This is a genomic window from Parapedobacter lycopersici, from assembly GCF_024643285.1.
GTDB classification, from domain to species: domain Bacteria; phylum Bacteroidota; class Bacteroidia; order Sphingobacteriales; family Sphingobacteriaceae; genus Parapedobacter; species Parapedobacter lycopersici.
The window spans coordinates 44196-67188 of the sequence record NZ_JAMSLW010000005.1 but is presented as its reverse complement, the minus strand read 5'-3'; the positions used below and the strand labels follow the sequence as shown (position 1 = coordinate 67188).

Annotated in this window: 20 protein-coding genes; 9 read left to right on the top strand and 11 right to left on the bottom strand. The window is 49.7% G+C overall.

What is annotated here, in order from left to right; translation table 11 throughout:
• The first annotated feature begins 15 nt into the window (after positions 1-15).
• Together proC and NEV57_RS11295 are read left to right on the top strand one after the other, a co-directional pair.
• A complete protein-coding gene (gene proC, locus NEV57_RS11300; RefSeq protein WP_257658439.1) occupies positions 16-819 on the top strand; it encodes a pyrroline-5-carboxylate reductase in 804 nt (267 codons plus the stop codon).
• Positions 812-1879: a M20 family metallo-hydrolase gene (locus tag NEV57_RS11295; RefSeq protein ID WP_257658438.1), complete on the top strand. Its 1068-nt coding sequence runs from the start codon at positions 812-814 to the stop codon at positions 1877-1879. Before proC ends, NEV57_RS11295 begins: the two co-directional genes overlap by 8 nt.
• Positions 1880-1884: 5 nt before the next feature.
• On the opposite strand, the gene NEV57_RS11290 is transcribed toward NEV57_RS11295, so the two are convergent.
• The gene (locus tag NEV57_RS11290) at positions 1885-3087 is read right to left on the bottom strand and encodes a heparan-alpha-glucosaminide N-acetyltransferase domain-containing protein (RefSeq protein WP_257658437.1); all 1203 of its coding nucleotides are present in this window, start codon (positions 3085-3087) and stop codon (positions 1885-1887) included.
• Positions 3088-3090: 3 nt separating this feature from the next.
• A complete protein-coding gene (locus tag NEV57_RS11285; protein ID WP_257658436.1) occupies positions 3091-4434 on the bottom strand; it encodes a polysaccharide deacetylase family protein in 1344 nt (447 codons plus the stop codon).
• A 252-nt stretch (positions 4435-4686) separates the two neighbouring features.
• Here NEV57_RS11285 and NEV57_RS11280 point away from each other — a divergent pair, with 252 nt between their 5' ends.
• On the top strand, positions 4687-5472 hold the full coding sequence (locus NEV57_RS11280) for an SDR family oxidoreductase (RefSeq protein WP_257658435.1): 786 nt from the start codon (positions 4687-4689) through the stop codon (positions 5470-5472).
• Between the two features lie 3 nt (positions 5473-5475).
• Here the strand turns inward: NEV57_RS11280 and recA are convergent, their stop codons facing one another.
• From recA to NEV57_RS11255, 5 genes are all read right to left on the bottom strand, one after another.
• Positions 5476-6483, bottom strand: a complete 1008-nt coding sequence (gene recA, locus NEV57_RS11275) for a recombinase RecA (RefSeq protein WP_257658434.1) — start codon at positions 6481-6483, stop codon at positions 5476-5478.
• 80 nt (positions 6484-6563) lie between these two features.
• On the bottom strand, positions 6564-7241 hold the full coding sequence (gene nth, locus NEV57_RS11270; RefSeq protein WP_257658433.1) for an endonuclease III: 678 nt from the start codon (positions 7239-7241) through the stop codon (positions 6564-6566).
• A 143-nt stretch (positions 7242-7384) separates the two neighbouring features.
• Positions 7385-7585, bottom strand: a complete 201-nt coding sequence (locus NEV57_RS11265) for a hypothetical protein (protein ID WP_257658432.1) — start codon at positions 7583-7585, stop codon at positions 7385-7387.
• 82 nt (positions 7586-7667) lie between these two features.
• Positions 7668-9293 (bottom strand): S8 family peptidase, encoded by a 1626-nt coding sequence (locus NEV57_RS11260; RefSeq protein ID WP_257658431.1) that lies wholly within the window; start codon positions 9291-9293, stop codon positions 7668-7670.
• Positions 9294-9383: 90 nt separating this feature from the next.
• Positions 9384-9605, bottom strand: a complete 222-nt coding sequence (locus NEV57_RS11255; protein ID WP_257658430.1) for a hypothetical protein — start codon at positions 9603-9605, stop codon at positions 9384-9386.
• 475 nt (positions 9606-10080) lie between these two features.
• On the opposite strand from NEV57_RS11255, the gene NEV57_RS11250 reads away from it, so the two are divergent.
• The 3 genes from NEV57_RS11250 (at position 10081) to argC (ending at position 13061) form a co-directional block, all read left to right on the top strand.
• The gene (locus NEV57_RS11250; protein WP_257658429.1) at positions 10081-10788 is read left to right on the top strand and encodes a GNAT family N-acetyltransferase; all 708 of its coding nucleotides are present in this window, start codon (positions 10081-10083) and stop codon (positions 10786-10788) included.
• 62 nt (positions 10789-10850) lie between these two features.
• A complete protein-coding gene (gene argG, locus NEV57_RS11245) occupies positions 10851-12035 on the top strand; it encodes an argininosuccinate synthase (protein ID WP_257658428.1) in 1185 nt (394 codons plus the stop codon).
• A gap of 6 nt (positions 12036-12041) precedes the next feature.
• Entirely contained in the window at positions 12042-13061 is a 1020-nt protein-coding gene (gene argC / locus NEV57_RS11240; protein ID WP_257658427.1) for an N-acetyl-gamma-glutamyl-phosphate reductase, read from the top strand.
• Positions 13062-13085: 24 nt separating this feature from the next.
• Here the strand turns inward: argC and hemL are convergent, their stop codons facing one another.
• The 4 genes from hemL to hemA all read right to left on the bottom strand — a co-directional run bounded on the left by hemL (position 13086) and on the right by hemA (position 18503).
• Complete coding sequence (gene hemL, locus NEV57_RS11235) at positions 13086-14459, bottom strand: glutamate-1-semialdehyde 2,1-aminomutase (RefSeq protein ID WP_257658426.1); 1374 nt, start codon at positions 14457-14459, stop codon at positions 13086-13088.
• 19 nt (positions 14460-14478) lie between these two features.
• Positions 14479-15450: a porphobilinogen synthase gene (hemB, locus tag NEV57_RS11230; protein WP_257658425.1), complete on the bottom strand. Its 972-nt coding sequence runs from the start codon at positions 15448-15450 to the stop codon at positions 14479-14481.
• A gap of 80 nt (positions 15451-15530) precedes the next feature.
• Entirely contained in the window at positions 15531-17150 is a 1620-nt protein-coding gene (hemC, locus tag NEV57_RS11225; RefSeq protein WP_257658424.1) for a hydroxymethylbilane synthase, read from the bottom strand.
• 111 nt (positions 17151-17261) lie between these two features.
• Entirely contained in the window at positions 17262-18503 is a 1242-nt protein-coding gene (gene hemA, locus NEV57_RS11220) for a glutamyl-tRNA reductase (protein ID WP_257658423.1), read from the bottom strand.
• Positions 18504-18830: 327 nt separating this feature from the next.
• On the opposite strand from hemA, the gene NEV57_RS11215 reads away from it, so the two are divergent.
• The 3 genes from NEV57_RS11215 to dtd all read left to right on the top strand — a co-directional run bounded on the left by NEV57_RS11215 (position 18831) and on the right by dtd (position 22986).
• On the top strand, positions 18831-21203 hold the full coding sequence (locus tag NEV57_RS11215) for a TonB-dependent receptor (RefSeq protein ID WP_257658422.1): 2373 nt from the start codon (positions 18831-18833) through the stop codon (positions 21201-21203).
• Positions 21204-21276: 73 nt separating this feature from the next.
• Positions 21277-22515, top strand: a complete 1239-nt coding sequence (locus tag NEV57_RS11210; protein ID WP_257658421.1) for a PQQ-dependent sugar dehydrogenase — start codon at positions 21277-21279, stop codon at positions 22513-22515.
• Between the two features lie 12 nt (positions 22516-22527).
• Entirely contained in the window at positions 22528-22986 is a 459-nt protein-coding gene (gene dtd, locus NEV57_RS11205) for a D-aminoacyl-tRNA deacylase (protein WP_257658420.1), read from the top strand.
• The last annotated feature ends 7 nt before the right edge of the window (positions 22987-22993 follow it).

Below are 22993 nucleotides of genomic sequence, written 5' to 3'. Positions count from 1 at the left end.
AATCATCATACTGCAATGAACAACATAACCATTATCGGGAGCGGAAACATCGGCCTTTCGTTGGCCAGGGGCCTGGTTGATAAAGCGTATTGCCATGCGGAGGAAATCACATTGACCCGCCGGAACCTGAAATCACTTTCCGAAGAAGCAGCGAAGGGATTTAAGGTTAGTGACAATAACAAAGCGGCAATTTATGATGCCGATGTCATTGTGCTTGCGGTACTTCCGCAACAGTTAAAGAAAGTACTGGACGAGATCTCGGCTGCGATTGTGCCTGAAAAGCAGATTGTGGTATCGGTGATTTCCGGCGTGACCTGTGCGGACATCCGCCGGGAGTTGGGTGATCATGTGCAGGTAATCCGGGTGATGCCCAACACGGCGATTGCCATTGGCCAGTCCATGACCTGCATTGCCTCCGACAACGCTGCCGAAGAACAGCTGGAGCGCGTCACCAGGATGTTTGAAACAGTGGGTTTGGTGGTCACCATCAACGAGGACCTCATGACGTCTGCTACGGCGTTGTGCGCGTGCGGGATCGCCTTTTTCCTGCGGAGCATACGGGCGGCTTCACAGGGCGGGGTTGAAATTGGTTTTCATGCCCACGATGCGCTTAAGATGGCTGTGCAGACGGCAAAGGGCGCAGCCGACCTGTTACTGCAGACGCAAAGCCACCCCGAGCGTGAAATTGACAAAGTAACTTCTCCAAAGGGTTGCACGATAGCAGGGCTGAATGAAATGGAACACAACGGGTTCAGTTCGGCGTTCATCAAAGGCATCAAATTATCTGCGCTTAAGGCAGGCGAATTATACCATGATTGATCGGGAAAAACTGGTGCGGGATAGCACGGATCTGTTACGGGACCTGATTCGGATTCCATCGTTTAGCAAAGAAGAGAATCAAACGGGGGATACCATCGAGCGTTTCCTGCAGCAGCGGGGGGTTAAGACACATCGCAAGTGCAACAATGTGTGGGCGTATAACAAGCATTACGACACTGCGAAGCCCACCATATTACTCAATTCGCATCATGATACAGTAAAGCCGAATAGCGGTTATACGCGGAACCCGTTTTCTCCGGATGTGGAGGAGGGTAAATTGTTCGGCCTTGGGAGTAACGATGCCGGAGGGTGCCTGGTTTCCCTGATGGCTGTATTTCTGCATTTTTATGCTCAGGAAAACCTGAAATATAATTTCTGCCTGGCAGCCTCGGCGGAAGAGGAAATCTCGGGTCTTAACGGCCTGGAATTGATCGTCCCTGATTTAGGGCCGCTGGACTTCGCTATTGTAGGTGAACCTACGCTGATGCAGCTGGCCGTTGCCGAACGCGGACTGATGGTGCTGGATTGCGTGGCGCACGGCAAGGCCGGACACGCGGCACGCGAAGAGGGGGATAACGCCATATATAAGGCACTTAAAGATATCGAGTGGTTTAACACGTATCGCTTTCCCAAAGAATCGGATGCCTTTGGCCCGGTTAAGATGAGCGTTACGGTTATACACGCAGGCTCCCAGCACAACGTGGTGCCCGCTAGGTGTGAATTTGTGGTGGATGTCCGGGTGACGGACGCTTACCGCAATGAGGAGGTACTGGATATCATCCGGCAGCACGTGTCCTGCGAAGTAAAGCCGCGGTCCACGCGGCTGAAACCCTCGTCCATTTCCAAAGAGCACCCTGTGGTAATGGCAGGGATGGCATTGGGGCGTACAACATACGGATCCCCGACAACCAGCGATCAGGCGTTGCTGGATATTCCTTCGCTAAAGCTGGGCCCGGGGGACTCCGCCCGGTCGCATATGGCCGATGAGTTTATTTATATCGATGAAATCGAAGCGGGTATCGGATTGTATATCGATATCCTGCGGCACGTGGTCGAATAGCCCGACTATAGCTTCAAACGGATCCCTGCCTTATTTAATCCGTGCGTGATAAAGACACAGCACATGGCCAGTGCGAGCGACTTGGCCAACCCGACCGCACCGGTTAATAACTCCGGAGGAAACCTGAAATTGACCAGCCGGAATAACGCATAGAGCAAATAAGGAATGAGGTAACACAGCAGCGTGTCGGTTCCGGCGGGCCTGATCAAATTAAACCAGTTCTGCTTTCCATAACCGTCGGCAATCCAGTAAATCACTACAAAGGCCAGGAGGGTGATCGCGCTGCAAAGGAATAGCCACGCGGGGGTTTCACCCAGTTTGGCGATCCCCCAGTAAGGGCGCGTAAGCCCGGCCAGCGCAACGAGGACTGCCGCTGCCAGGATAAAAATCAGGGTCATCTTTACCTGGCGTTGCTGTTTTTGATAATGGCGGAATGTAACGGCTGTCAATACGCCGCCCATGGCGAGTCCAGGCAGTGTACCGCCGAGGATTGCATGGGGTATCAGTGAGAAGATGCCTCCTGTGGGTATTAAATTCGCAGCGGAGCAGAGGCTCAATACGGCGAATAATAGCCATCCGATAAGGAGTCCGGCCAGGCGGTCTCCGGAAAGTATGACAACCAGCGCGCTTGCCAGGTATGACCACCCGATAAGCCCTAATATTCCCCACCATTTCGGGGCAAAGTATTGTAATGTTTCAGGCGTGCCCCCGCGGTAGATCACGGCAAGCACAAGCAACGTCGCAATCCCTAAACCCTTGAGCCCGTAAACCAACGACCTCGACAACGTCTTCGGATAGCTGTTCCAGATGAGGATGAAGGCGATGCAACATAGCGGGTTCCATAGCCATCGCGGAATTGGCATGGCTGCCGCATTTATCGACTCGCCATTGACCAGAAATACACCCATTGCGAGCAACGCGACGGTGCGGACCAGGACGTGCTGTACCAGTTGCCAGGGGGTTGCTCCCTGTTTTCTCCGCGCGCGTATGGCAAAAGGCAATGACATGCCGACGATGAATAAAAAAGCTGGGAAAATAGTATCTGCCAATCCCATGCCGTCGACACCCCGTTCGACATGCCCCAGCCAATCGGGAATATTGTTTAGAGACCAAAGGTCGTTTACAAAAATCATCAGCACCATGGTCAATGCCCTGAGGATATCGATGGACGCAATGCGTGTAGAAACGGAGGGAGGAGTAACGGACATGGGCTATGGTTTGGTAATCTCGATAGGTGCCTGGTTTGGATGGGCCGCATATTGCACATATACCCCTGCGGTGTCCTGCTCCGCCGGGACCAATTGTTCCTTATTTCCCTGCCTGACTTTTACGGTGTTACCGGCCGTGCCGAGCTCCGCGGGAAGATAGGTCTTTAGGGTAAGCGGTATGGCGTACTTCGAAGTGTCCAGCTGATGGGTCAGCCTGACCGTAACGCGGGTATCGTCTATTTCGGTGTCGACCGTAGCATCCATCCGTTGCCTCATGTATCGGGCAACATCTCCGAATGTAGCAACCCAGGCGTCATTTTCTGCCTTGATATACTGGAAGTACGTATTAAGTAATTCACTGTCTACTGCCTCCCAGCCGATGCCGTCTATTCCATGGAAAACCAATACCAGCCAAATATTCCCCTGGGTTGTCGCTGTATCCACCCATGCTTTCATTTCGGCAAGGGTTGTCCGGGTGTAGGCTCCGCGTTGCCATTGTACGTATTCCTTATCGGCATATCGTGTTGGGGAGGTTTTATTTCCGCGGTTCAGTTCTTCCAGAAAGGGTTCCGGCATCCGGTTTCTTGCCGCGGGGTATAATCGGTTGATGTGTTCAACTGCCCGGGGATCTTCGGTACCGTAAGGCCCCTCGGCCGAGAACGTATGGGCGGGACCAAGATGCGTTAATATGTCTTCTTTGCTCTTTTCCAGTTCGTACAGCATGTTTTCCTCATCGAGTACGGCGAGATAAGGGTGGGTAACGGTATGGCTTCCAAACTCGTGGCCCTGATCAGCAAACGTATTAAGATCATCCCAGGTAATGCCTGCGGCCTCCGATACTTCATTGCTTTGTTCGCTTCCGGAAGGCAGTTCGCCCTTCCTGATCCGGCTATATGCTTCATCTATTACTTGGTAAGCCGCCGTTGTATCGCCCGCTTCAAACCGACCGCCTGCCTGGGTATGATAGGTTAATCCGCCTTTGTATCCCGCAAAGGCAATAGCAGAGGTGCGTTCAAAGAAATTTTGTTTATTGGTGGCTACTTTAGCGGTTTCCGCAATTATTTCGGCTACCGGCCGGCCGATAAAGCGGCCCTGGTAACTGGATCCTGGAATCTGGCCGGTAATGATAAAAAATGTGCCCGGCAGTTCCAGCGCGTTCATAATGGGCATTGCCTTTTTGAACTGATTGATTGACCCGTCATCGTAGGTAATGGATACTGCTGTTTTTTTTCCCTGCGGCCATTTCATGATTTCAGTGTGTCCGGTCCGATGCGTGGGGCCGGTACACCCGGTATAAAGTAGCACCGCTAAGGCGATAATGCCGGTTTTTGCTTGATTAGTCATCATATTGAAACATAATGTCAGTGCCGGCCGTTGTACCCGTGTACAACGCCATATAATTGGTTATTAGGGTTATGTTACTCAAACTTAGGGAAAGTTGACTGAATATGCAAGCGATAGGCAGACTGTGGTTAGTCATTTTCGGGTGGTTCCCGAAAGTCTTCCTTTTATCGGATATGCAGTATTAATGATGAAATGATGTAAAAATTCTTTTTTTGACAGTTAGGTTTTATCTTTATTCATTGGAGATTATTAATTATGCAGATCACATTAGAGAACAAATATGCCGTGGTGTGCGGCAGTACGCAGGGTATCGGCCTGGAGGTGGCGCGGGTGCTCGCCGGGTTAGGTGCCACTTGTATTTTGCTGGCCCGGAATGAAGAGAAACTACAACAGGCTGTCGCCTCATTGCCAGATGCCGATGGACAACGGCATGATTATGCAGTAGCTGATTTCAGTGACATCGAATCGGTAGGACAGGCAATCGACCGGATTGTCCGGGACTATCCGGTTGAAATATTGATAAATAATACCGGCGGGCCTGCACCGGGTGCATTGCAGGATGCCACCCTGGAAGCGTTTGAGCGTACCTTCCGGCAACACGTGCTGTGTAACCAACGGTTGGCCATGGCCGTACTTCCATCCATGGAAACAACAGGCTACGGACGCATTATTAATATTATTTCCACGTCAGTGAAAACACCATTGCCCAATCTGGGCGTATCCAATACCATTCGCGGAGCCGTTGCTTCGTGGGCTAAAACTTTGGCCAATGAAGTGGGGCAGTACGGGATTACGGTGAATAATGTCCTGCCGGGGTATACCGATACCGACCGGCTTACCGGCCTATTGGAGCATTTGGCAACGCAGCGCGGACAGCGATTAACTGCAGTGAGGGGAGAAATGGAAATGGGTATACCACTCCGGCGCATTGGCCGGCCGGAGGAAATTGCTCAGGTCGTTGCCTTCCTGGCCTCTCCGGCGGCATCATACGTGACCGGGACGAGCATACCCGTGGATGGCGGCAAAACGCCCACCATATAAAGGCTATAATTCTTCCAGTTTTTCTGCAGAAACTTCGGCCTTGATTTTACCTTCCAGTTCATCCATCAGGTCGGGGTTGTCCAGCAACAGGCTTTTCACGGCGTCGCGACCCTGTCCAAGCTTGGTATCTCCATAGCTGAACCAGGAACCGGATTTTTTAATGATGTTGAAATCGACGCCGAGGTCGATAATCTCGCCTGCCTTGGAAATGCCTTCGCCAAATAGGATGTCAAATTCCGCAATACGGAAGGGGGGCGCTACCTTATTTTTGACGATCTTCACTTTTACGCGGTTTCCGGCTACCTCATCGGCATCCTTAATCTGCGCCATGCGCCGGATATCAAGACGTACGGATGCGTAGAATTTAAGTGCGTTACCGCCGGTTGTGGTTTCGGGGTTACCGAACATCACGCCAATTTTTTCACGTAATTGGTTGATGAATATGCAGCAGCAGTTGGTTTTGGAAATGGTACCGGTGAGTTTACGCAGTGCCTGCGACATTAACCGCGCCTGGAGTCCCATCTTCGAGTCGCCCATCTCCCCTTCGATTTCCCCTTTGGGCACCAATGCGGCAACAGAGTCAATGACAATTACATCGATTGCTCCGGAGCGGATCAGATTGTCGGCAATTTCCAGTGCCTGCTCCCCGTTGTCCGGTTGGGAAATCAATAAGTTCTCGATATCCACACCGAGTTTGCGTGCGTAATATTTGTCAAAAGCATGTTCCGCATCGATAATGGCGGCAATGCCGCCTTTCTTCTGCGCTTCTGCTATAATATGGGTAGCCAGGGTGGTTTTACCGGACGATTCCGGGCCATAAATTTCAATGACACGGCCTTTCGGTACCCCGCCAATTCCCAATGCGATATCTAAACCAATGGAGCCGGTGGAAATGGAGTCGATTGGCTCAACGGCTGCATCACCTAACTTCATAATGGTACCCTTGCCATATGATTTCTCCAGTTTGTCCAGGGTGAGCTGCAGCGCTTTTAACTTGTCTTGATTACTCATAACTTTAGTAATTGTTTGTCCAAAGGTAAGGTTTGTATTTTTATTTTACTAATTTTTTTCGTTTTCAGGAGGCTGATAACCTACTGGGGTTCGCCAACCGCCTTTTTCCGTTTCGTTCCCGGCATCCGATTCCGTTCATAATACCGGCACATCCAGGTGATGGGGCATTCCTCGCACTTCGGTTTCCGTGCGATACAGACATATCGTCCATGTAGGATGAGCCAGTGATGCGCGATGGCAAGTGTTTCCCGGGGTAAATACTTGACCAGTTGTTTTTCCACCGCCAACGGTGTCTTGGCATCAACCAGCCCGATCCGGTTGGCTACCCGGAACACGTGGGTATCCACCGCAATAGCGGGGGCCTGGTAAATGACCGATGCAATGACGTTGGCTGTCTTCCGGCCCACGCCGGGCAGCTTTTGCAGGTCGTTTACTTCTTCGGGAATAACGCCGTTAAAATCAGCCAGTAGTTTCTGCGCCATGCCAACCAGGTGCTTTGCTTTATTGTTTGGATAGCTTACGCTTTTGATATAAGAATAGACTTCATCGACTGAACTGGCTGCAAGGGTCTCGGCATCGGGATAGCGTGCAAATAGGGCTGGGGTCACCTGGTTAATCCGCTTATCCGTGCATTGGGCCGAGAGTATGACGGCCACGAGCAGCTCATACGGGTTGTGGTAATTCAGCTCGGTCTGTGCATCCGGATTATGCGTGGAGAAATAGTCCACAAACGCGCGGTAACGGTCTTTTTTGAGCATAGCCAAACTTACCGAAAAGCCGGTTTATTTCCAACGCCAAATGTAAAGATCCGGCGCAAAAATCAACTGGTGTTGCGAGAGATCAATCCGCCTGTTCCAATTGCGTACGACGAATTGGCAACCCCGCGCAGGAAAGTCACCTTTCAGCGCGTTCGCTGGTTATTGGAATAAGCAAGGACTTTGTGAATGCTTTCCTCCCGTGGTTTTCGCAGCAGCGCATCCATGCGGTACTTAAGAAAATCATAAAACACCTTGTCGTCAGCGTCAAGTTGGGATTTTTCCTGGCTTAATGTTTTGATGACAACATGTGTAGGAGTTGTTTTAGTAGTATCTGTTTCTGTCATAAGCCGTTGTTTGGCATGTATAACGTATAACGCCATTAACGGATGAATAGTATGACAGCCGCCGTTTTTTGGTTGCTTTTATCTACCTACGGCCCTTTGATACGGCCGCTTCGGCCAACTGGATTGCTTTATAGGCATTAACCACGCCTCCGGTCACACAGATGTCGTTCATGGATACACGCATATTCCGACCATCGGGTCCGGTTACCTTTACACGCTGATTGACTCGCGTTACCGATTGCATAATGATGCGTTTGACCTCGGTGGCTGGCAATTCAGGATAATAAGAACGGATCAAGGCGGCCAGTCCCGCTACCACAGGAGCGGCCATACTGGTGCCCTGTTGGTCTTCATAGGTAGATCCCGGCATGGTGGAATGGATCTTAACCCCGGGGGCAAAGACATCCACAGACCGGCGTCCGTAATTGGAGAACGAAGCGACCAGGTCGCCGTCGTTAGTCCATTGACTGGCTCCCACTTCAATCCAGGTTGGTGCTTCGCCTTTATTGATGCCCAGGCTATCCACGTAATTCCGGTTTGGAAAATTGGGGGTTTCGTCATTGTTTTGACCATCATTCCCCGCAGCGTGCACTAACAGTACGTCGTTTTCCGCCGCAAACCGGACCGCGTCATCCACCGCCTGTTTATCCTTGCCGAACGCTTTTCCGAAACTCATATTAATGACTTTCGCGCCGTTCTCCACGGCGTACCGGATCGAATTAGCAACGTCTTTATCCCGTTCGTCGCCATCGGGAACGGTCCGCAATACCATGATACGAACGTTATCCGCCACACCTTTGATGCCGATGTCATTGTCGCGGACGGCTCCAATGATACCTGCGACGTGTGTGCCGTGATCGGCATCAGGACCGGTGACATCGGCATTGCCGTAGTACCGATCACTGCTATCCTCATAATCGTCACCCACGATATGGCGGGGGTCGAATTCTTTGTTGAGGTGGTAGTTTACCTGGTTATTAAAATACTCCACCCCTTCGGTGACCTGTTTGTAAAACTTCGAAAAGTCAGGTTCGTCCTTTAATTCCTTTTTAATCACGTGCAACGCCATTCTTTCGAGGTCGCCATTGGATTTATAGGCATCGAAGTCGGCAGCCGTAGGATTTTCCTTACCAATCTTATTGACAATAGAGTCTACGGCGCGCTTTAAACCCAGGTAACTGATCTGTCCCATCCGGGCCTCCTGTGTTTTGTTGGCGTAATAGGTGACCATCTTTTGGTATTCGGCAAATTCGCGGCGCTCTTCGCCATCAAGGGCAGTGGAAGGCAGTACCGATACATACCTGGGTTCCAGTTCACGGACAAGGCGGGTCACTTCGAGGTTGTCGTAGTGCACGTTTTCGCCGTTTGCATTACCAATGAAATTCCAGCCGTATTTATCGTTTATGTAACCGTTACCGTCCGCATCGGAACCTGTAGCCGCACTATCCTGTACATTAACCCAGATGATATCCTTAAGGTCTTCATGTTGGACATCAACGCCGCCGTCGATTACCGCAACTACAACAGGCGAGCTTTCTTTGTCTTTCAGCAACAAATTATACGCCTTTTCCGTACTGATGCCCATAACGCCGTCCTGTTCAAGGTCCAGGTTAAACCAGTTCGGGGGGGGGGTGTCTTTGGATTGTCCAAGTGAAGTTAAAGGGATACTAACTGCAAGGAGGAGATGAAGCAAATTTCGAAACGCCATATAGTATGGTACTTTTAGATATCAGCAAATATATTGTAATTACGCTAAGTAGTTTGTTAAAATATGATAAATCGGCGGGTTAGCGGGCTGCTATTCATGACTTTTTTGCTGCGCTTCTTTCTTTCGTAGCTCAAAGCCGGTTACGGCATTTTTACTTGCCCTGGAAGAGGCGAAGATGGCACCAATCGTTAAGAGAATAACGATGATAATTCCCCATATGCCCTTCCGTTTATCCTGCTTCACAAGCCAGATAAGAAAAGCGATCAGCGGAATGGCAAAAATCAAAATGAAAAACCAACTGGTTGATGTCATCTGCTTAAAATTGTAATATGACCTGCGACAGCGCGGGCGAATGAACAAAGGTCGGAAGAAAACTGACGGTATCCAAATGCGATTAACGGGATACGCACTGGAGCGGCATTGTTTTTGTTAAATGTTTAATAAATCTTGTGGAAAAAGAAAATTGTTTCATATTTTTGCATCTTACATTACGGTTTTGACTGTAATACAATTTGAAATGAACACAAAAAAAATCATACTGTCCGCTCACATGTTTTGCCCACAGCACAGCATCAATGGCCTTTTTTGTGAATTTTATACTGCCGAAAGACCGGTGCTCCGGCTCCGACGACCCATATTGCCCCGGGCTTAGTAAGTGGGGCATTCCTCTCCAAGTGTATGGCATAAAGTCCGATTGCCGTACAATACCAACGAGTTTAATGTATTCTTTTCGTACTGAAACACAACTGATGTTGATCGTTTCTAATTTTTGGGGTCGTTTATTCCAATGGAAATTTCAGATTTTGTAATTATACCTGCAACCGACCAACATGTCGGGTATGCACAGCAGATCTGCGACGAGATGGCCGAATCAGCCAAGGCGCGCGGGACGGGGATTGCTCGCCGCAGTCCTGAGTATGTTGCCAATAAAATGCAGGAAGGCAAGGCTGTTATTGCTTTACGCCGGGACGGCACCTGGGCAGGTTTCTGCTACATTGAGACATGGAGCCATGGCGATTTTGTGGCCAACTCCGGCTTGGTAGTCAATCCTGAATTTCGGAAGGTGGGGTTGGCTAAAGCCATAAAAAAGCGTATCTTCGAGCTCTCCAGGGAAAAATATCCCAAAGCCAAGATCTTTGGACTCACGACGGGATTGGCAGTGATGAAGATTAATTCCGATTTGGGATATGAGCCGGTTACTTATGCGGAACTGACACAGGATGAGGAATTCTGGAAAGGTTGCCAGAGTTGCGTCAATTACGATATCCTGACCATGAAGCAGCGTAAAAACTGTATGTGTACGGCCATGTTGTGGGACCCGGTGGAAAAGGAGAAGGAGCTGCGTGAGCGCATTGAGATGAAAGCCAAAGCGAAAGAACGGCTGAAACAGATCACGAAGAAATCATCTTTGCTGAAAAGGATTGAGGCAAAACTTTGGAAATCGACCAAAAAAATGGTTTCGGCATTTATTACTCGCCATCCGAGGACGGTGTGATGGACCGAATTATACTAATTTGTAAAATTGCCTCTTTTGGGGCACTGCTTAATGTAAAGTAAATGAAGAAAGTTGTTTTAGCATTCAGTGGAGGATTGGACACCTCGTTTTGCTGCATTTATCTATCCCGGGACCTGGGGTTGGAAGTCCATTCCGTTATTGTCAATACGGGCGGATTTTCTGAGGAAGAACTGGCGCAAATCGAGTCGCGGGCGTATGCATTGGGTGTAAAATCACATGCGGTGGTGGACGAAACACAGCACTATTATGAGAGCAGTATCAAATACCTCATTTTTGGCAATGTACTTAAAAATGCCACATACCCCCTTTCCGTAAGCGCTGAACGGGTAAGCCAGGCAACGGCAATTGCCAATTATGCCAAGAAGATCGGAGCGGAATATGTCGCCCACGGTAGCACGGGTGCGGGAAATGACCAGGTACGGTTTGACATGATTTTCAACACCCTTATCCCGAATGTAGCGATCATCACCCCGATACGGGACCTCAAACTGAGCCGGGAAGCCGAAATAGAATACCTGCATAAGCACGGTGTTGAATTTAATGCGGAAAAGGCTAAATATTCGATCAACAAAGGAATCTGGGGTACATCCGTAGGCGGGAAGGAAACACTGACGTCGCATGACACACTGCCGGAGGAAGCCTGGCCGACTCCGGCTACTTCTACACAGCCGCGGCGTATCACCCTTGATTTTGAAAACGGCGAACCCGTGGCACTGGACGGCAACCGGATTGGTCCGGTGAAAGTCATCCAGGAATTGCAGGCCCTTGCCCAGCCTTACGGTATCGGACGTGATATTCATGTGGGTGACACCATAATTGGCATTAAAGGACGCGTAGGGTTCGAGGCTGCTGCTCCGTTGATTATCATTAAAGCGCATCATACCCTGGAAAAACATACACTCACTAAATGGCAGCTGAGCTGGAAAGACCAGCTGGCAGCATTTTACGGTAACTGGATGCACGAAGGGCAGATGCATGACCCGGTGATGCGCGATATTGAAGCTTTCCTGGAACGAGCACAACAGACAGTCAGTGGTAAGGTGTTCGTCGAACTGAACCCCTATCGGTTTACCGTGATCGGCATTGAATCCGCACATGACTTGATGTCGAGCAAGTTTGGCAGTTATGGTGAAATGAATAATACGTGGACGGGCGATGATGTGAAGGGATTCTCCAAGATATTTGGTAACCAGGTGTCTATTTGGCACAAAGTGAACGGAAAGTAAAAAGAAATGGCAAGCATCAAAGTAGGCATCGTTGGCTCTGCGGGGTATACCGGAGGGGAGTTGTTGCGGATACTGATTTATCACCCCCAGGTGGAGATCGTATTTGCCCACAGTGCGAGCAGTGCAGGCCGCAAGCTATCCGATGTACACACCGATCTGCTTGGTGACACGGACTTACAATTCACTGATCAGACGAACAGTGAAATTGATGTACTTTTCCTGTGCGTGGGACATGGTGATGCGCGTAAATATTTAGAAGCGAATCCTGTTGCGCCGCATATCAGGATTGTTGATCTCTCACAGGACTTCCGGCTCAGCGCCAATACCACATATCAGGGGAAATCATTTGTATACGGCTTGCCGGAATTACAACGAGAAGCTATTCAGACTGCACAATACGTTGCTAATCCGGGCTGTTTCGCGACAGGCATCCAGTTGGCGTTGCTCCCATTGGCGGCCAGTGGATTATTGCCGGAAGAGGTCCATATCAATGCCACTACCGGATCCACCGGGGCGGGCCAGAAACCGACACCTACCTCGCATTTCAGCTGGCGCAGCAATAATCTTTCAGTATATAAGGCATTTGATCATCAGCATTTACAGGAAATCAGTGAGTCGCTGGAGCAGCTGCAGCCGGGTTTCCTGCCTGCATCGGGTGGATCTTTGCTTCAACGAGCACAACAACGGATCAATATCATCCCGCAGCGGGGAAATTTTCCAAGAGGAATATTATCTGCTATATACGTCAATAGCGATCTTTCTGAAGAAGCAGCATACGCGTTGTATACATCCTATTATGCGACGCATCCGTTCACTCATCTTAGCACGGAAAATGTGGATCTTAAACAGGTGGTAAATACCAATAAATGTATCATTCACCTGGAGAAGCATGATGGCAAGCTGTTTATCATCAGTATCGTAGACAACTTGCTTAAAGGGGCCAGCGGTCAGGCAGTGCAAAACATGAACCTGCTTTTTGGCCTGGATGAAACTGCGGGCCTTCGGTTAAAAAGCGTCGGGTTTTAACCGGCACATATACTAATTTTCAGGTTATTTATTCGGTCGGAACACTTCGTCCAGACTTTCGAAAACAGCCCGTTTCGTCTTTTCCAGCTCCATTTTGCTGTGGGCTGCCGATACGAATCCAACCTCATAACCGGATGGTCCGAGGTAAACCCCCCTATTGAGCAGCTCCCGGTGAAAGACTTTGTAAAGTTCCATGCTGGAAGGATCAATATCACCGGCCGCCTTGATTGATGTTTTGTCGGTAAATGCAAACCAGAAAATAGATCCGACACTGAATATCCTGCATTTGTAGTTTTTGGCGGTAGCATAGCGTTGAATGGCTGCTACAAATTCATCGGTTTTGGTATGCAGGCTTTTATAAAAACCACTGTTTTTGAGTTCGGTCAGCTGGGCAATGCCGGCTGCCATGGCCACCGGGTTTCCCGATAGCGTACCAGCCTGATACACCCCCCCGTCCGGAGAAATGTGGCTCATCAATTCGTCGGATGCACCATAAGCCCCGACAGGCATGCCTCCGCCGATTATTTTTCCGTAGGTAACGATGTCGGGCTGGACCTCATAATACGCTGCTGCACCGCCAAATCCCAGTCGAAATCCGGTAATTACTTCGTCAAATATCAGCAACGCTTCATTTTCGCGTGTGATGGTGCGCAGGAAATGAATGTATTCCCTGTCCTGCAATAGTAAGCCATTATTGGCAGGTACGCCTTCAATAATGACAGCGGCGATCTGACCACTAAATTGAGCAAACGCTTCGGTTATGGCCTGCTGGTCATTCAATGGAATGACAATGGTTTCATCAGCAAATGCCCGGGGTACCCCGGCTGATGAGGTTTCACCAAAAGTAACCAGGCCCGAGCCCGCTTTAACCAACAGCGAATCCGAATGGCCATGATAACAGCCTTCAAATTTAATGATCTTGTCTTTGCGCGTATAGCCCCTGGCCAGCCGGATGGCAGACATCACCGCTTCGGTGCCGGAACTGACGAACCGGATCTTCTGAAGGTATTTATTGTTTTTGAGAATCAGCTCGGCAAGTTCGTTTTCCAGCCGGGTGGGTGCGCCGAAACTTAACCCATTCTCCATTGTTTTAACTACTTTTTCCCTGATTTTGGGATGGTTGTGTCCCAGGATTAACGGTCCCCATGAACAACAGAAATCAATGAATTGATTGCCGTCCGCGTCCCAGATGAAGCAGCCGTCGCCCCGTTCAATGAAGAGCGGTGTTCCATATACCGACTTGAAAGCCCTCACCGGCGAATTTACACCTCCCGGAAAATACTGCTTGGCCTTTTCATATAACCTGGCTGATGTTTCCCTTGAAATATCGCCCTTTTTGCCGTTATTTACCGTACCTTCTTCCTGCGTGGAAAAGGCTTTCTTCAATGAATTTAACATGGTTTATTTTGTTTGTTTGCTATAGCCACTTTTTCTCCAGCACTTCTTTGGCGTGATAGGTGAGTATCGCGGTGGCGCCGGCTCTCCGGATTCCCGTCAGTACCTCCATGGTTGCCCGTTGTTCATCAAGCCATCCATTGCGGGCCGAGGCTTTTATCATCGCATACTCTCCGCTGACGTTATAGGCCGCAATAGGCAACTCGAACTTGTCACCAAGCAATTTGATGATGTCCAGGTAGGCCAGGGCCGGTTTCACCATCAGGAAATCCGCACCCTCGCGCATATCCAGCTCAGCCTCTATTAAGGCTTCCCGCTGGTTGGCGGGGTTCATTTGGTAAGTTTTCTTGTCGCCATGCTTTGGCGCCGAATTGAGTGCATCGCGGAACGGGCCGTAAAAGGCACTGGCATATTTTGCTGTATACGACATGAGGGACACCGAAGTGAATCCGTTATTGTCTAATACGTTTCGGATATGGCCTATTCGACCGTCCATCATGTCGGAGGGTGCGATAATATCCGCCCCTGCCTGCGCATGGGCCAATGCCATCCTGCCCAGCACTTCCAGCGTTTCATCGTTGAGAATTTCTCCATTTTCCACGATGCCATCGTGGCCATCGCTGCTATAGGGGTCCATGGCCACATCGGTCACGACACATGCTTCCGGAAAGCGGCTTTTTACTTCGGCAATAGCCCGCAGATAGAGGCTCCCTTCCCGGGTACTCTCTGTTGCGTATTTATCTTTTAACGACTCGTCAATGTTGGGGAAAAGGTCAAACGCCTGTAAACCCAACTCCATACATTGTTCAATTTCGCGCAACAGGTTGTCGATGGAGTAGCGGTAAATACCCGGCATTGACGCCACCTCTGATTTGACGTTTGTCCCCTCAATGATAAACAATGGAAAAATAAGATTAGCAGCCGTAATATGGGTTTCCTGCACCATATTGCGTATCGCCGCAGATTTGCGGTTCCTTCTTGGTCTAATCAACATACGTACAATTATTTTTATTTACGCTCACGGATCGCCACTGCAGAAATGCCATTTTGACGATCAGGGAACAATGCCTTCCGTTAATAGTCCAGTCCAAATACAGCTTCGGCCAAGCCAATCTCGTCCGGGGAATACGGAAGGGTGTAGGAAAGTCCCAGCTCTTCGATTTTCTGCCCTGTGGAATGGCCGATACAGATGATCTGCTGCCCGGGTTCTACGAGGTTGTCCGCAAAATATGCCTCCACATTGGAAGGACTGGTGAAGATAAGCACATCGGCATTTGATTTGGAAACGTCGGTATCAATGCGTGTTTGATAAACCGGCAAATTGATGACTTTGGTGTCCGCGTGGAGTGATTTTTGAATAGTTTCCAGCGAGTCTTTTGCCCGGGGGATCAACACGGTCTTGCCGGCCGCTATCGTTGCGAATTCATCGGCAATTTTCTTCATGTCGATGCCCTGCTGTTCGCCCGAAAAATCCGGGGCATGCCCGTATTGCCGTAACGTCTCTTCCGAACCCCTGCCAATAACCGCAAACTTTGTCCGTTTGCTGAGCCGAGGTTCAAGTTTGAAAAAGTTCTCAATACCGTTTTTACTGCTGAAGAAAATCCAGTCTACATATTTTAGAATAAAAGGATCAAGCTTATTGATGATGGGGAAGATCCGGATCAGAGACCGTCCATCTACGCTGATACCGTGTTTTGCCATGGCACGGTGGAAGTAGCTGTTTTCGGCTACATCACGCGTGATAAATACCTGGCTTGGTAATTTTCGGCTTTTATTGTATTTGGCGGCCACTCGTTCGGCCAATCCTTCGCTTTCCGCCGCAGTTAAAAACAGGCGGTCCGGAAATTCGTTATCTTCGTCGGCTTTGGATGTCCAGACCTCGTACTTGCCGTTGTTTTTCTGGCAATAGCAACCCAGTGGTGCGTGGCATCCCGCGTCAAAAAGCCGCAATACCTCACGTTCAACTGCGATGGTAGCCGCAACTTCCGTATCGTGTATTTTTTGAAGGATTTTGTACAGGCTGTGATCACTTTCCCGGATCTGGACGGCCAGTACCCCCTGTGCCGGGGCCGGTATAATTTCGGTAGGCGGCAGTTCTTCTACATGGAAATCGCTGAGGTCGGCGCCAATGCGGGTGATGCCCGCTTTAGCCAGCATAATGGCGTCGTAGTCTTCATCGCGGAGTTTCTGAATACGGGTCAACACATTCCCGCGCAGGTCATCGAATTCAAGGTCGGGTCGCATAGCCAGCAACTGGGCCTTTCGGCGGTTGGAAGATGTCCCTACAATGGCATTGTGTTTCAGGACAAGCCGTTTTTTGAAATCAACACAATCTTTATGAATAATCAGCAGTTCTGCAGGATCCTCCCGGCTTGATACGGCCGCGATCATCAGGCCCTCAGGATGGGCGGTCGGAAGATCTTTGTGTGAATGCACAGCCAAATCAATACCCCCGCTGAGGAGCTCTTCTTCCAGCTCTTTGGTAAAGAAGCCCTTCCCCTCCAGCTTATCAAGCCGCAGGTGCTGCACAATATCACCCTGGGTTTTGATGATCTTAAGCTCGGCGGGTACGCCGATTTCGGCCAGTCTATCTTTAATATAGTTGGCTTGCCATAAGGCTAATTCGCTGCCCCTGGTGCCGATGATCAGTGTACGGTCTACAAGTGGGGTTGCCGATACTTCATTTTCAGTCAAAGGTTCCGCAATTATCATAGCCAAAATTAGTGAATTAAAGCATTATCCGAACGGATATGTCAAAAGATTACCAAGAATATACACGAAATTGGGCAGGTGCGATGATGTGGATCAGTTAAGATCCGTATGGTTGGTCTTTACCAATATATCCTTTGCCATCACCATGGGCACCTTAATGTATTTCTTTTCCATGTAGTCGATCACTTTCTCCAGCACTTCCCTGGAATTGGCATCCAGGGTTCCTATTTCGTTGGCAAAAACCTCATTAAGTGCCAATGCGCGAATTTCTTTTACCTTTTCCGGGACCTGGCGCATGGCCAGTTCTACCCGGCGTTGTTTCAATGCCGGTAAAAAGTCACGGATATTGTCGGCGATGATCTGCTCGGCATGAACCAGTTCGTCGTAACGCTCCTGCAGATTTTTAGACGCAATTGCCTGCAGGCCGCCAACTTCGATATAATGAACGGGATAATTTTCAAGGATAATGGGGTGGATGTCATTTGGCACAGCCAGGTCCACAATCACCTTTTTGTCAGTTTCACCGTTAAGGAGTGACTGATAAGTGTCCTGATCGATAATGGCTTCGGGCGCTCCGGTACAGGTAATCAGGATATCGAATCCGCCGTTGTAGTTCCCCAGTTCGCTCAGCGGGTAGGTTTGTGCATTCAGCTCTGCACCCAGCGCCCGTGCATTTTCCAGGGTACGGTTGAATACGACGAAATTCGAAAATTTATGTTTGAGTAGGTATTTGGCGATATTCTGGTTGGTCTCGCCGGCTCCGATAATAAGTATCCGTGGATTTTCGTGCAGTTTGATTTCCCGGAGTTTGCGGTACGCAAGCGAAACCACGGAAACCGGATTGCGGGAAATTCGGGTATGGGTATATACCTCCTTAGCTGTTTTGACCAGGCGTTCCATCATCAGTCGAAGGAAATCTCCGGTAAAACCACTTTTTCGGCAGCGCTCATACGCTTTGCGAACCTGTGCCAGAATTTCCTTTTCACCAACAACCAGGCTCTCAAGCGAGCAGGACATACGGAACAGGTGGTTCAGTGCATCCAAACCCTCATAGGTGGTTACCTGACCGAGGAAGCACTCCAGGCGCTCGGCCGGCACGCAAAAATTAAGGCTGTGCATAAAGTCCTTGATAAAACCCGGAGTCAATTCGTGCGGGCCGTAGAAAACAAATTCCACACGGTTGCATGTGCCGATGTAAAATATTTCGGGTATATCAAAGCTATGCTTAAGATGAATCAGCCGGCTTTCCAGCTCTTCATTGCAAATCACCAAATTGCCCAAATCTTTCAGCTCAACATGCTTATGGGTGAATGCTATGACTTTGAGATTTTTCAAGGTTGTATTCCGCTCACTTAATTTTTCGGTAACAAAAGTACAACATATGGTACCAGTAGTATGTCAAAAATGTGTCAAACACAGATATTTAGAATGTTTATAAATTAAGTGGTTTTTGTGAAATTATGCTTACCTTTGCCCCCATCATATAGGGGTGCCTTGTTTGGTTCAATCAAACACAAATTAAGGCTGAGATTATACCCATCCCGATATATATTGGGAGCACCTGATCCGGATAATGCCGGCGTAGGGAAGGTAAGTTAAATAAGGACAACCACTGCGAACCCCTTGCAGTAGTTATGTTTAACTAAAAAAACAATAGTTTAAATGATTAAAAATTTAATCGCAACCGGTGCGTTTTTCGTGCTTATGGGTACTGCTTTGGCCCAACATTCGCTCACCGTCGAAGTCGTTTCCAATGAAAATGATGAAGTTTTAAGCGGTGCTTCCGTACAGTTAACAGGCACCCTGTCCACTGTCCATACCGATCAATCCGGTCTGGCGGTATTCCGTAACGTCGCCCCCGGAACCTATGAAGTGCAGGTCAGCTTTGTGGGGTTTCATACCCAGGCCCGCGAGATTACCGTTAATGACGACGAGCAAACCCGTTTTTCAATGCGGCGCAGCAACGTGCTTACGGATGAAGTGATCGTCCAGGCCACCCGGGCCAGCGAGCAGACGGCCACGACCTATAAAAACATCAGCAAGGAAGATATCGCTAAAAATAATATCGGGCAGGACCTGCCTTTTCTGCTCAACCAGACGCCGTCGGTGGTTGTTTCCTCCGATGCCGGTGCAGGGGTCGGCTATACAGGTATGAGCATCCGCGGAAGCGACGCCACACGGGTAAACGTAACGATAAACGGCATTCCGCTGAATGACTCTGAGAGTATGGCGGTGGTGTGGGTGAACATGGCCGACTTCGCGTCTTCGGTAGATAATATCCAGATTCAGCGGGGCGTTGGAACGTCCACCAACGGGGCGGGAGCATTCGGTGGGAGTATCAATATTCAGACAACCACGCTTAATGAAGACCCTTACGCGGAGCTGGACAATTCTTTCGGATCGTACAACACGCTGAAAAACACAGTCAGGTTGGGCACGGGACTGATCAATAATAAATTCAGCTTCGACGGCAGGCTGTCGCGGGTCAAGAGCGATGGTTACATAGATCGGGCATCGTCCGACCTGAAATCCTTCTTTTTAAGCGGCGCTTGGCATGGTGAGCGCAGCCTCCTGCGGGCCAATGTGTTTTCAGGAAAGGAACGTACTTATCAGGCCTGGAATGGCGTTCCGGAGGCATTGCTGGCGACAGACCGGACCTACAATGAATTTACCTATGAAGGCCAGACCGATAATTATACGCAGACCCATTATCAGCTGCACTATTCCAATGCACTTGCCGACAATTTGACATTGAACACGGCGCTGCACTATACCCGGGGCGCAGGGTATTATGAAGAATACCGGGAAGATGATGAGTTCAAATCCTACGGACTGGAAGATGTAACCATCGGCGGTGAAACCATTACAGCGACCGATCTGGTTCGCCGCAGGTGGCTTGATAACCATTTCTACGGACTTACTTATTCACTCAACTACCAAACCGGCGTTAATTTAAATCTCACGCTTGGGGGCGCATATAATGAATACCGCGGCAAGCATTTCGGTGAGGTGATCTGGGCGCAATATGCGTCGAATAGCGCATTGGGCGACCGGTATTATGAAGACGATGCGGTGAAAAAAGATTTCAATATTTTCGGTAAAGCCGAGTACCGCATCGATCAACTTAACCTTTTTGCGGATTTCCAGTACCGTCGCGTGGCATATACTTTTTTAGGGTTCGATCGCAACCTGATTCAGCTTGATCAAACGGATTACCTCAATTTCTTCAACCCTAAGGTTGGGGTAAGTTATCAGTTTGATAACAACAGTAACGTATATGCATCGTTAGCCATTGGTAACAAAGAGCCGATCCGTAAAGACTATACGGAGTCGTCAACCAACAGTCGGCCCCGGCCCGAGCGCCTCAAAAATGTCGAAGCGGGTTACCGCATAACGGGCCGTAACTTTAATCTGGGGGCCAATGGTTATGCCATGCTGTACCGTGACCAGCTTATCGTAACCGGACAGATTAATGATGTAGGCAGTGCAATCCGGCAAAATGTGCCCGACAGTTACCGCCTCGGCCTTGAACTGGATGGGCAATGGCAGCCTGTCAGACCGCTTACCTGGTCGGTAACGGCCGCAGTAAGCCGCAATAAGATCAGGAATTTTACAGAATACGTCGACCTGTATGACTACCAAAGCCAGCAGGAGATTTTTTACAAAAGTACAAACATCGCCATGTCCCCGTCGTTCGTTGGCTCCAGTGAGCTTGCTTATCAGCCGTTCACCAATGCAGAGATTGCCTTAATAAGTAAATACGTTTCCCGCCAATACCTGGATAATACCTCGACGGTGGAACGGAGCCTGGATGCCTTTTTCGTCAACAACGTAAGGCTGGCCTATAATATGAAATTCAAGGGGATAAAAAATGTAGGCCTCACCCTGCTGATCAATAATATCTTCAATGAAAAATATGAGGCAAATGGCTACACCTGGGGATATATCAATGAAGCAGGTGCCCGCGAGCACTTCAATTATTATTTCCCGCAGGCAACCGCTAATTTTTTATTGGGACTGAACCTGAAATTCTGATAAAACGATTTTGGAAACTTATTGTTGGTTTTACTGGTAAGTACTTATTACTTTTACGGAAAACTTATGCGGTATGACGAACACATTTAAACTGTTGGGAGTGGCTTCGACATTCATGGTGCTGGCTACATCATGCAATTCGTCTCCCAGCACGGACGGGCAAAATGCCGGTGCCGATTCGACGCTTGCGCCAGTCGAAACCAATGCTCCGAACAGCGACTATCAGCCGGCTTTTGCGGGACAGACCCGTATCGGAGGCGTAAAAACAGCCACTGATTATGGGGTCACCGTACTCACTGAAGCATTGGAAAGCCCGTGGGGAATTGCTGCCCTGCCGGATGGCCGCTTTTTAATTACCGAAAAAGCAGGTACAATGCGGATCGTTGCGCCGGATGGTGCATTGGGCGAGGCCATCACGGGCCTGCCGAAAGTGAATGCAGACGGACAGGGCGGGTTACTGGGGGTCACTATAGACCCGGGTTTCGAATCAAATCGCATGGTCTATTGGACCTTTTCTGACAATACATCGAACGGCACCGTTACGGCAGTAGGCAAAGGCAAGCTGTCGGCCGATGAACGGACGATGGAAAATGTACAGGTAATCTACCGTGCCTCACCGGCCTATGACGGAAGGCTGCACTACGGTTCGCGCATCCTATTCGACGGTACGGGCAATATTATCCTGAGTACGGGAGAACGCTCTGACCTGGAAACCAGGCCACAGGCCCAGGACCTCAAATCGGGACTGGGCAAGGTCATCCGGATTACCAAAGACGGAAGCCCGGCTCCCGGCAATCCGTTTGAGGGGCGCGCGGATGCACGGCCCGAGATTTACTCTTACGGCCACCGGAATGTGCAGGGATTGGCCATCCACCCGGAAACAGGTGACCTGTGGGAAGCCGAGTTCGGCCCACGGGGAGGGGATGAAATCAACCGGATCGTGGCTGGAAAAAACTACGGATGGCCCACCATTACCTATGGGATTGAATATAGCGGCAAGAAAATCGGTGATAGCATCCAGCAGCGGGAGGGAATGGAACAGCCCGTGTATTACTACGATCCTTCGATATCACCCAGTGGCATCACGTTTTATGCGGGAAATGCAATTCCCGAATGGCAAAACAACCTGTTTGTTGCCTCGTTAAGCGGCACCCATATTGCCCGGTTGGTGATTGAAGATAATAAAGTCGTGGGTGAGGAACGCCTGCTTGCAGACCAAGGCCAGCGTTTCCGCGCCATTATTGAGGGAGTGGATGGTGCGCTTTATGCCATTACTGATGGCGGAAGGTTGTATCGCATTGGCAAAAAATAACGCGCTGAATCGTTGAGGGCCGTAATCCAACGGGTGACCGAGGCCTCCTGTACCGTGGAAGGCCGTATGACCGGGGCGATCAAGCAGGGATTTCTGGTGCTGGTCGGGGTAACAGCGGACGACGGCCGGGAAGACCTGGAGTGGCTGGCACAGAAGATAGCGAATCTGCGTGTTTTCGGTGATGACCAGGGGCTGATGAACAAGTCCATTCATGATATCGGCGGCCACATTTTATTGATTTCGCAGTTCACGCTTTTTGCACAGACCAAAAAAGGTAACCGGCCATCTTTTATCCGTGCGGCTAAACCAGACCACGCCGTTCCGTTATACGAGGAGCTGACGGCTTGCCTTTCCAGCCACCTCGGTAAACCGGTGGAAAGGGGAGTATTTGGCGCAGACATGAAAATTTCGCTGGTAAATGACGGCCCGGTGACCATCATTATGGATACCAAAGATAGGGATAATCACTAGGGACGGT

Excerpts from the sequence above, each read along its gene's own strand:
- NEV57_RS11285 (WP_257658436.1), bottom strand. The coding sequence starts at position 4,434 with ATGATGACTAATCAAGCAAAAACCGGCATTATCGCCTTAGCGGTGCTA.
- NEV57_RS11295 (WP_257658438.1), top strand. The coding sequence starts at position 812 with ATGATTGATCGGGAAAAACTGGTGCGGGATAGCACGGATCTGTTACGG.
- nth (WP_257658433.1), bottom strand. The coding sequence starts at position 7,241 with ATGCTCAAAAAAGACCGTTACCGCGCGTTTGTGGACTATTTCTCCACG.
- NEV57_RS11250 (WP_257658429.1), top strand. The coding sequence starts at position 10,081 with ATGGAAATTTCAGATTTTGTAATTATACCTGCAACCGACCAACATGTC.
- NEV57_RS11280 (WP_257658435.1), top strand. The coding sequence starts at position 4,687 with ATGCAGATCACATTAGAGAACAAATATGCCGTGGTGTGCGGCAGTACG.
- NEV57_RS11290 (WP_257658437.1), bottom strand. The coding sequence starts at position 3,087 with ATGTCCGTTACTCCTCCCTCCGTTTCTACACGCATTGCGTCCATCGAT.
- argC (WP_257658427.1), top strand. The coding sequence starts at position 12,042 with ATGGCAAGCATCAAAGTAGGCATCGTTGGCTCTGCGGGGTATACCGGA.
- NEV57_RS11260 (WP_257658431.1), bottom strand. The coding sequence starts at position 9,293 with ATGGCGTTTCGAAATTTGCTTCATCTCCTCCTTGCAGTTAGTATCCCT.
- argG (WP_257658428.1), top strand. The coding sequence starts at position 10,851 with ATGAAGAAAGTTGTTTTAGCATTCAGTGGAGGATTGGACACCTCGTTT.
- NEV57_RS11210 (WP_257658421.1), top strand. The coding sequence starts at position 21,277 with ATGACGAACACATTTAAACTGTTGGGAGTGGCTTCGACATTCATGGTG.
- NEV57_RS11255 (WP_257658430.1), bottom strand. The coding sequence starts at position 9,605 with ATGACATCAACCAGTTGGTTTTTCATTTTGATTTTTGCCATTCCGCTG.
- recA (WP_257658434.1), bottom strand. The coding sequence starts at position 6,483 with ATGAGTAATCAAGACAAGTTAAAAGCGCTGCAGCTCACCCTGGACAAA.
- hemL (WP_257658426.1), bottom strand. The coding sequence starts at position 14,459 with ATGTTAAATTCATTGAAGAAAGCCTTTTCCACGCAGGAAGAAGGTACG.
- NEV57_RS11265 (WP_257658432.1), bottom strand. The coding sequence starts at position 7,585 with ATGACAGAAACAGATACTACTAAAACAACTCCTACACATGTTGTCATC.
- NEV57_RS11215 (WP_257658422.1), top strand. The coding sequence starts at position 18,831 with ATGATTAAAAATTTAATCGCAACCGGTGCGTTTTTCGTGCTTATGGGT.
- hemB (WP_257658425.1), bottom strand. The coding sequence starts at position 15,450 with ATGTTGATTAGACCAAGAAGGAACCGCAAATCTGCGGCGATACGCAAT.
- proC (WP_257658439.1), top strand. The coding sequence starts at position 16 with ATGAACAACATAACCATTATCGGGAGCGGAAACATCGGCCTTTCGTTG.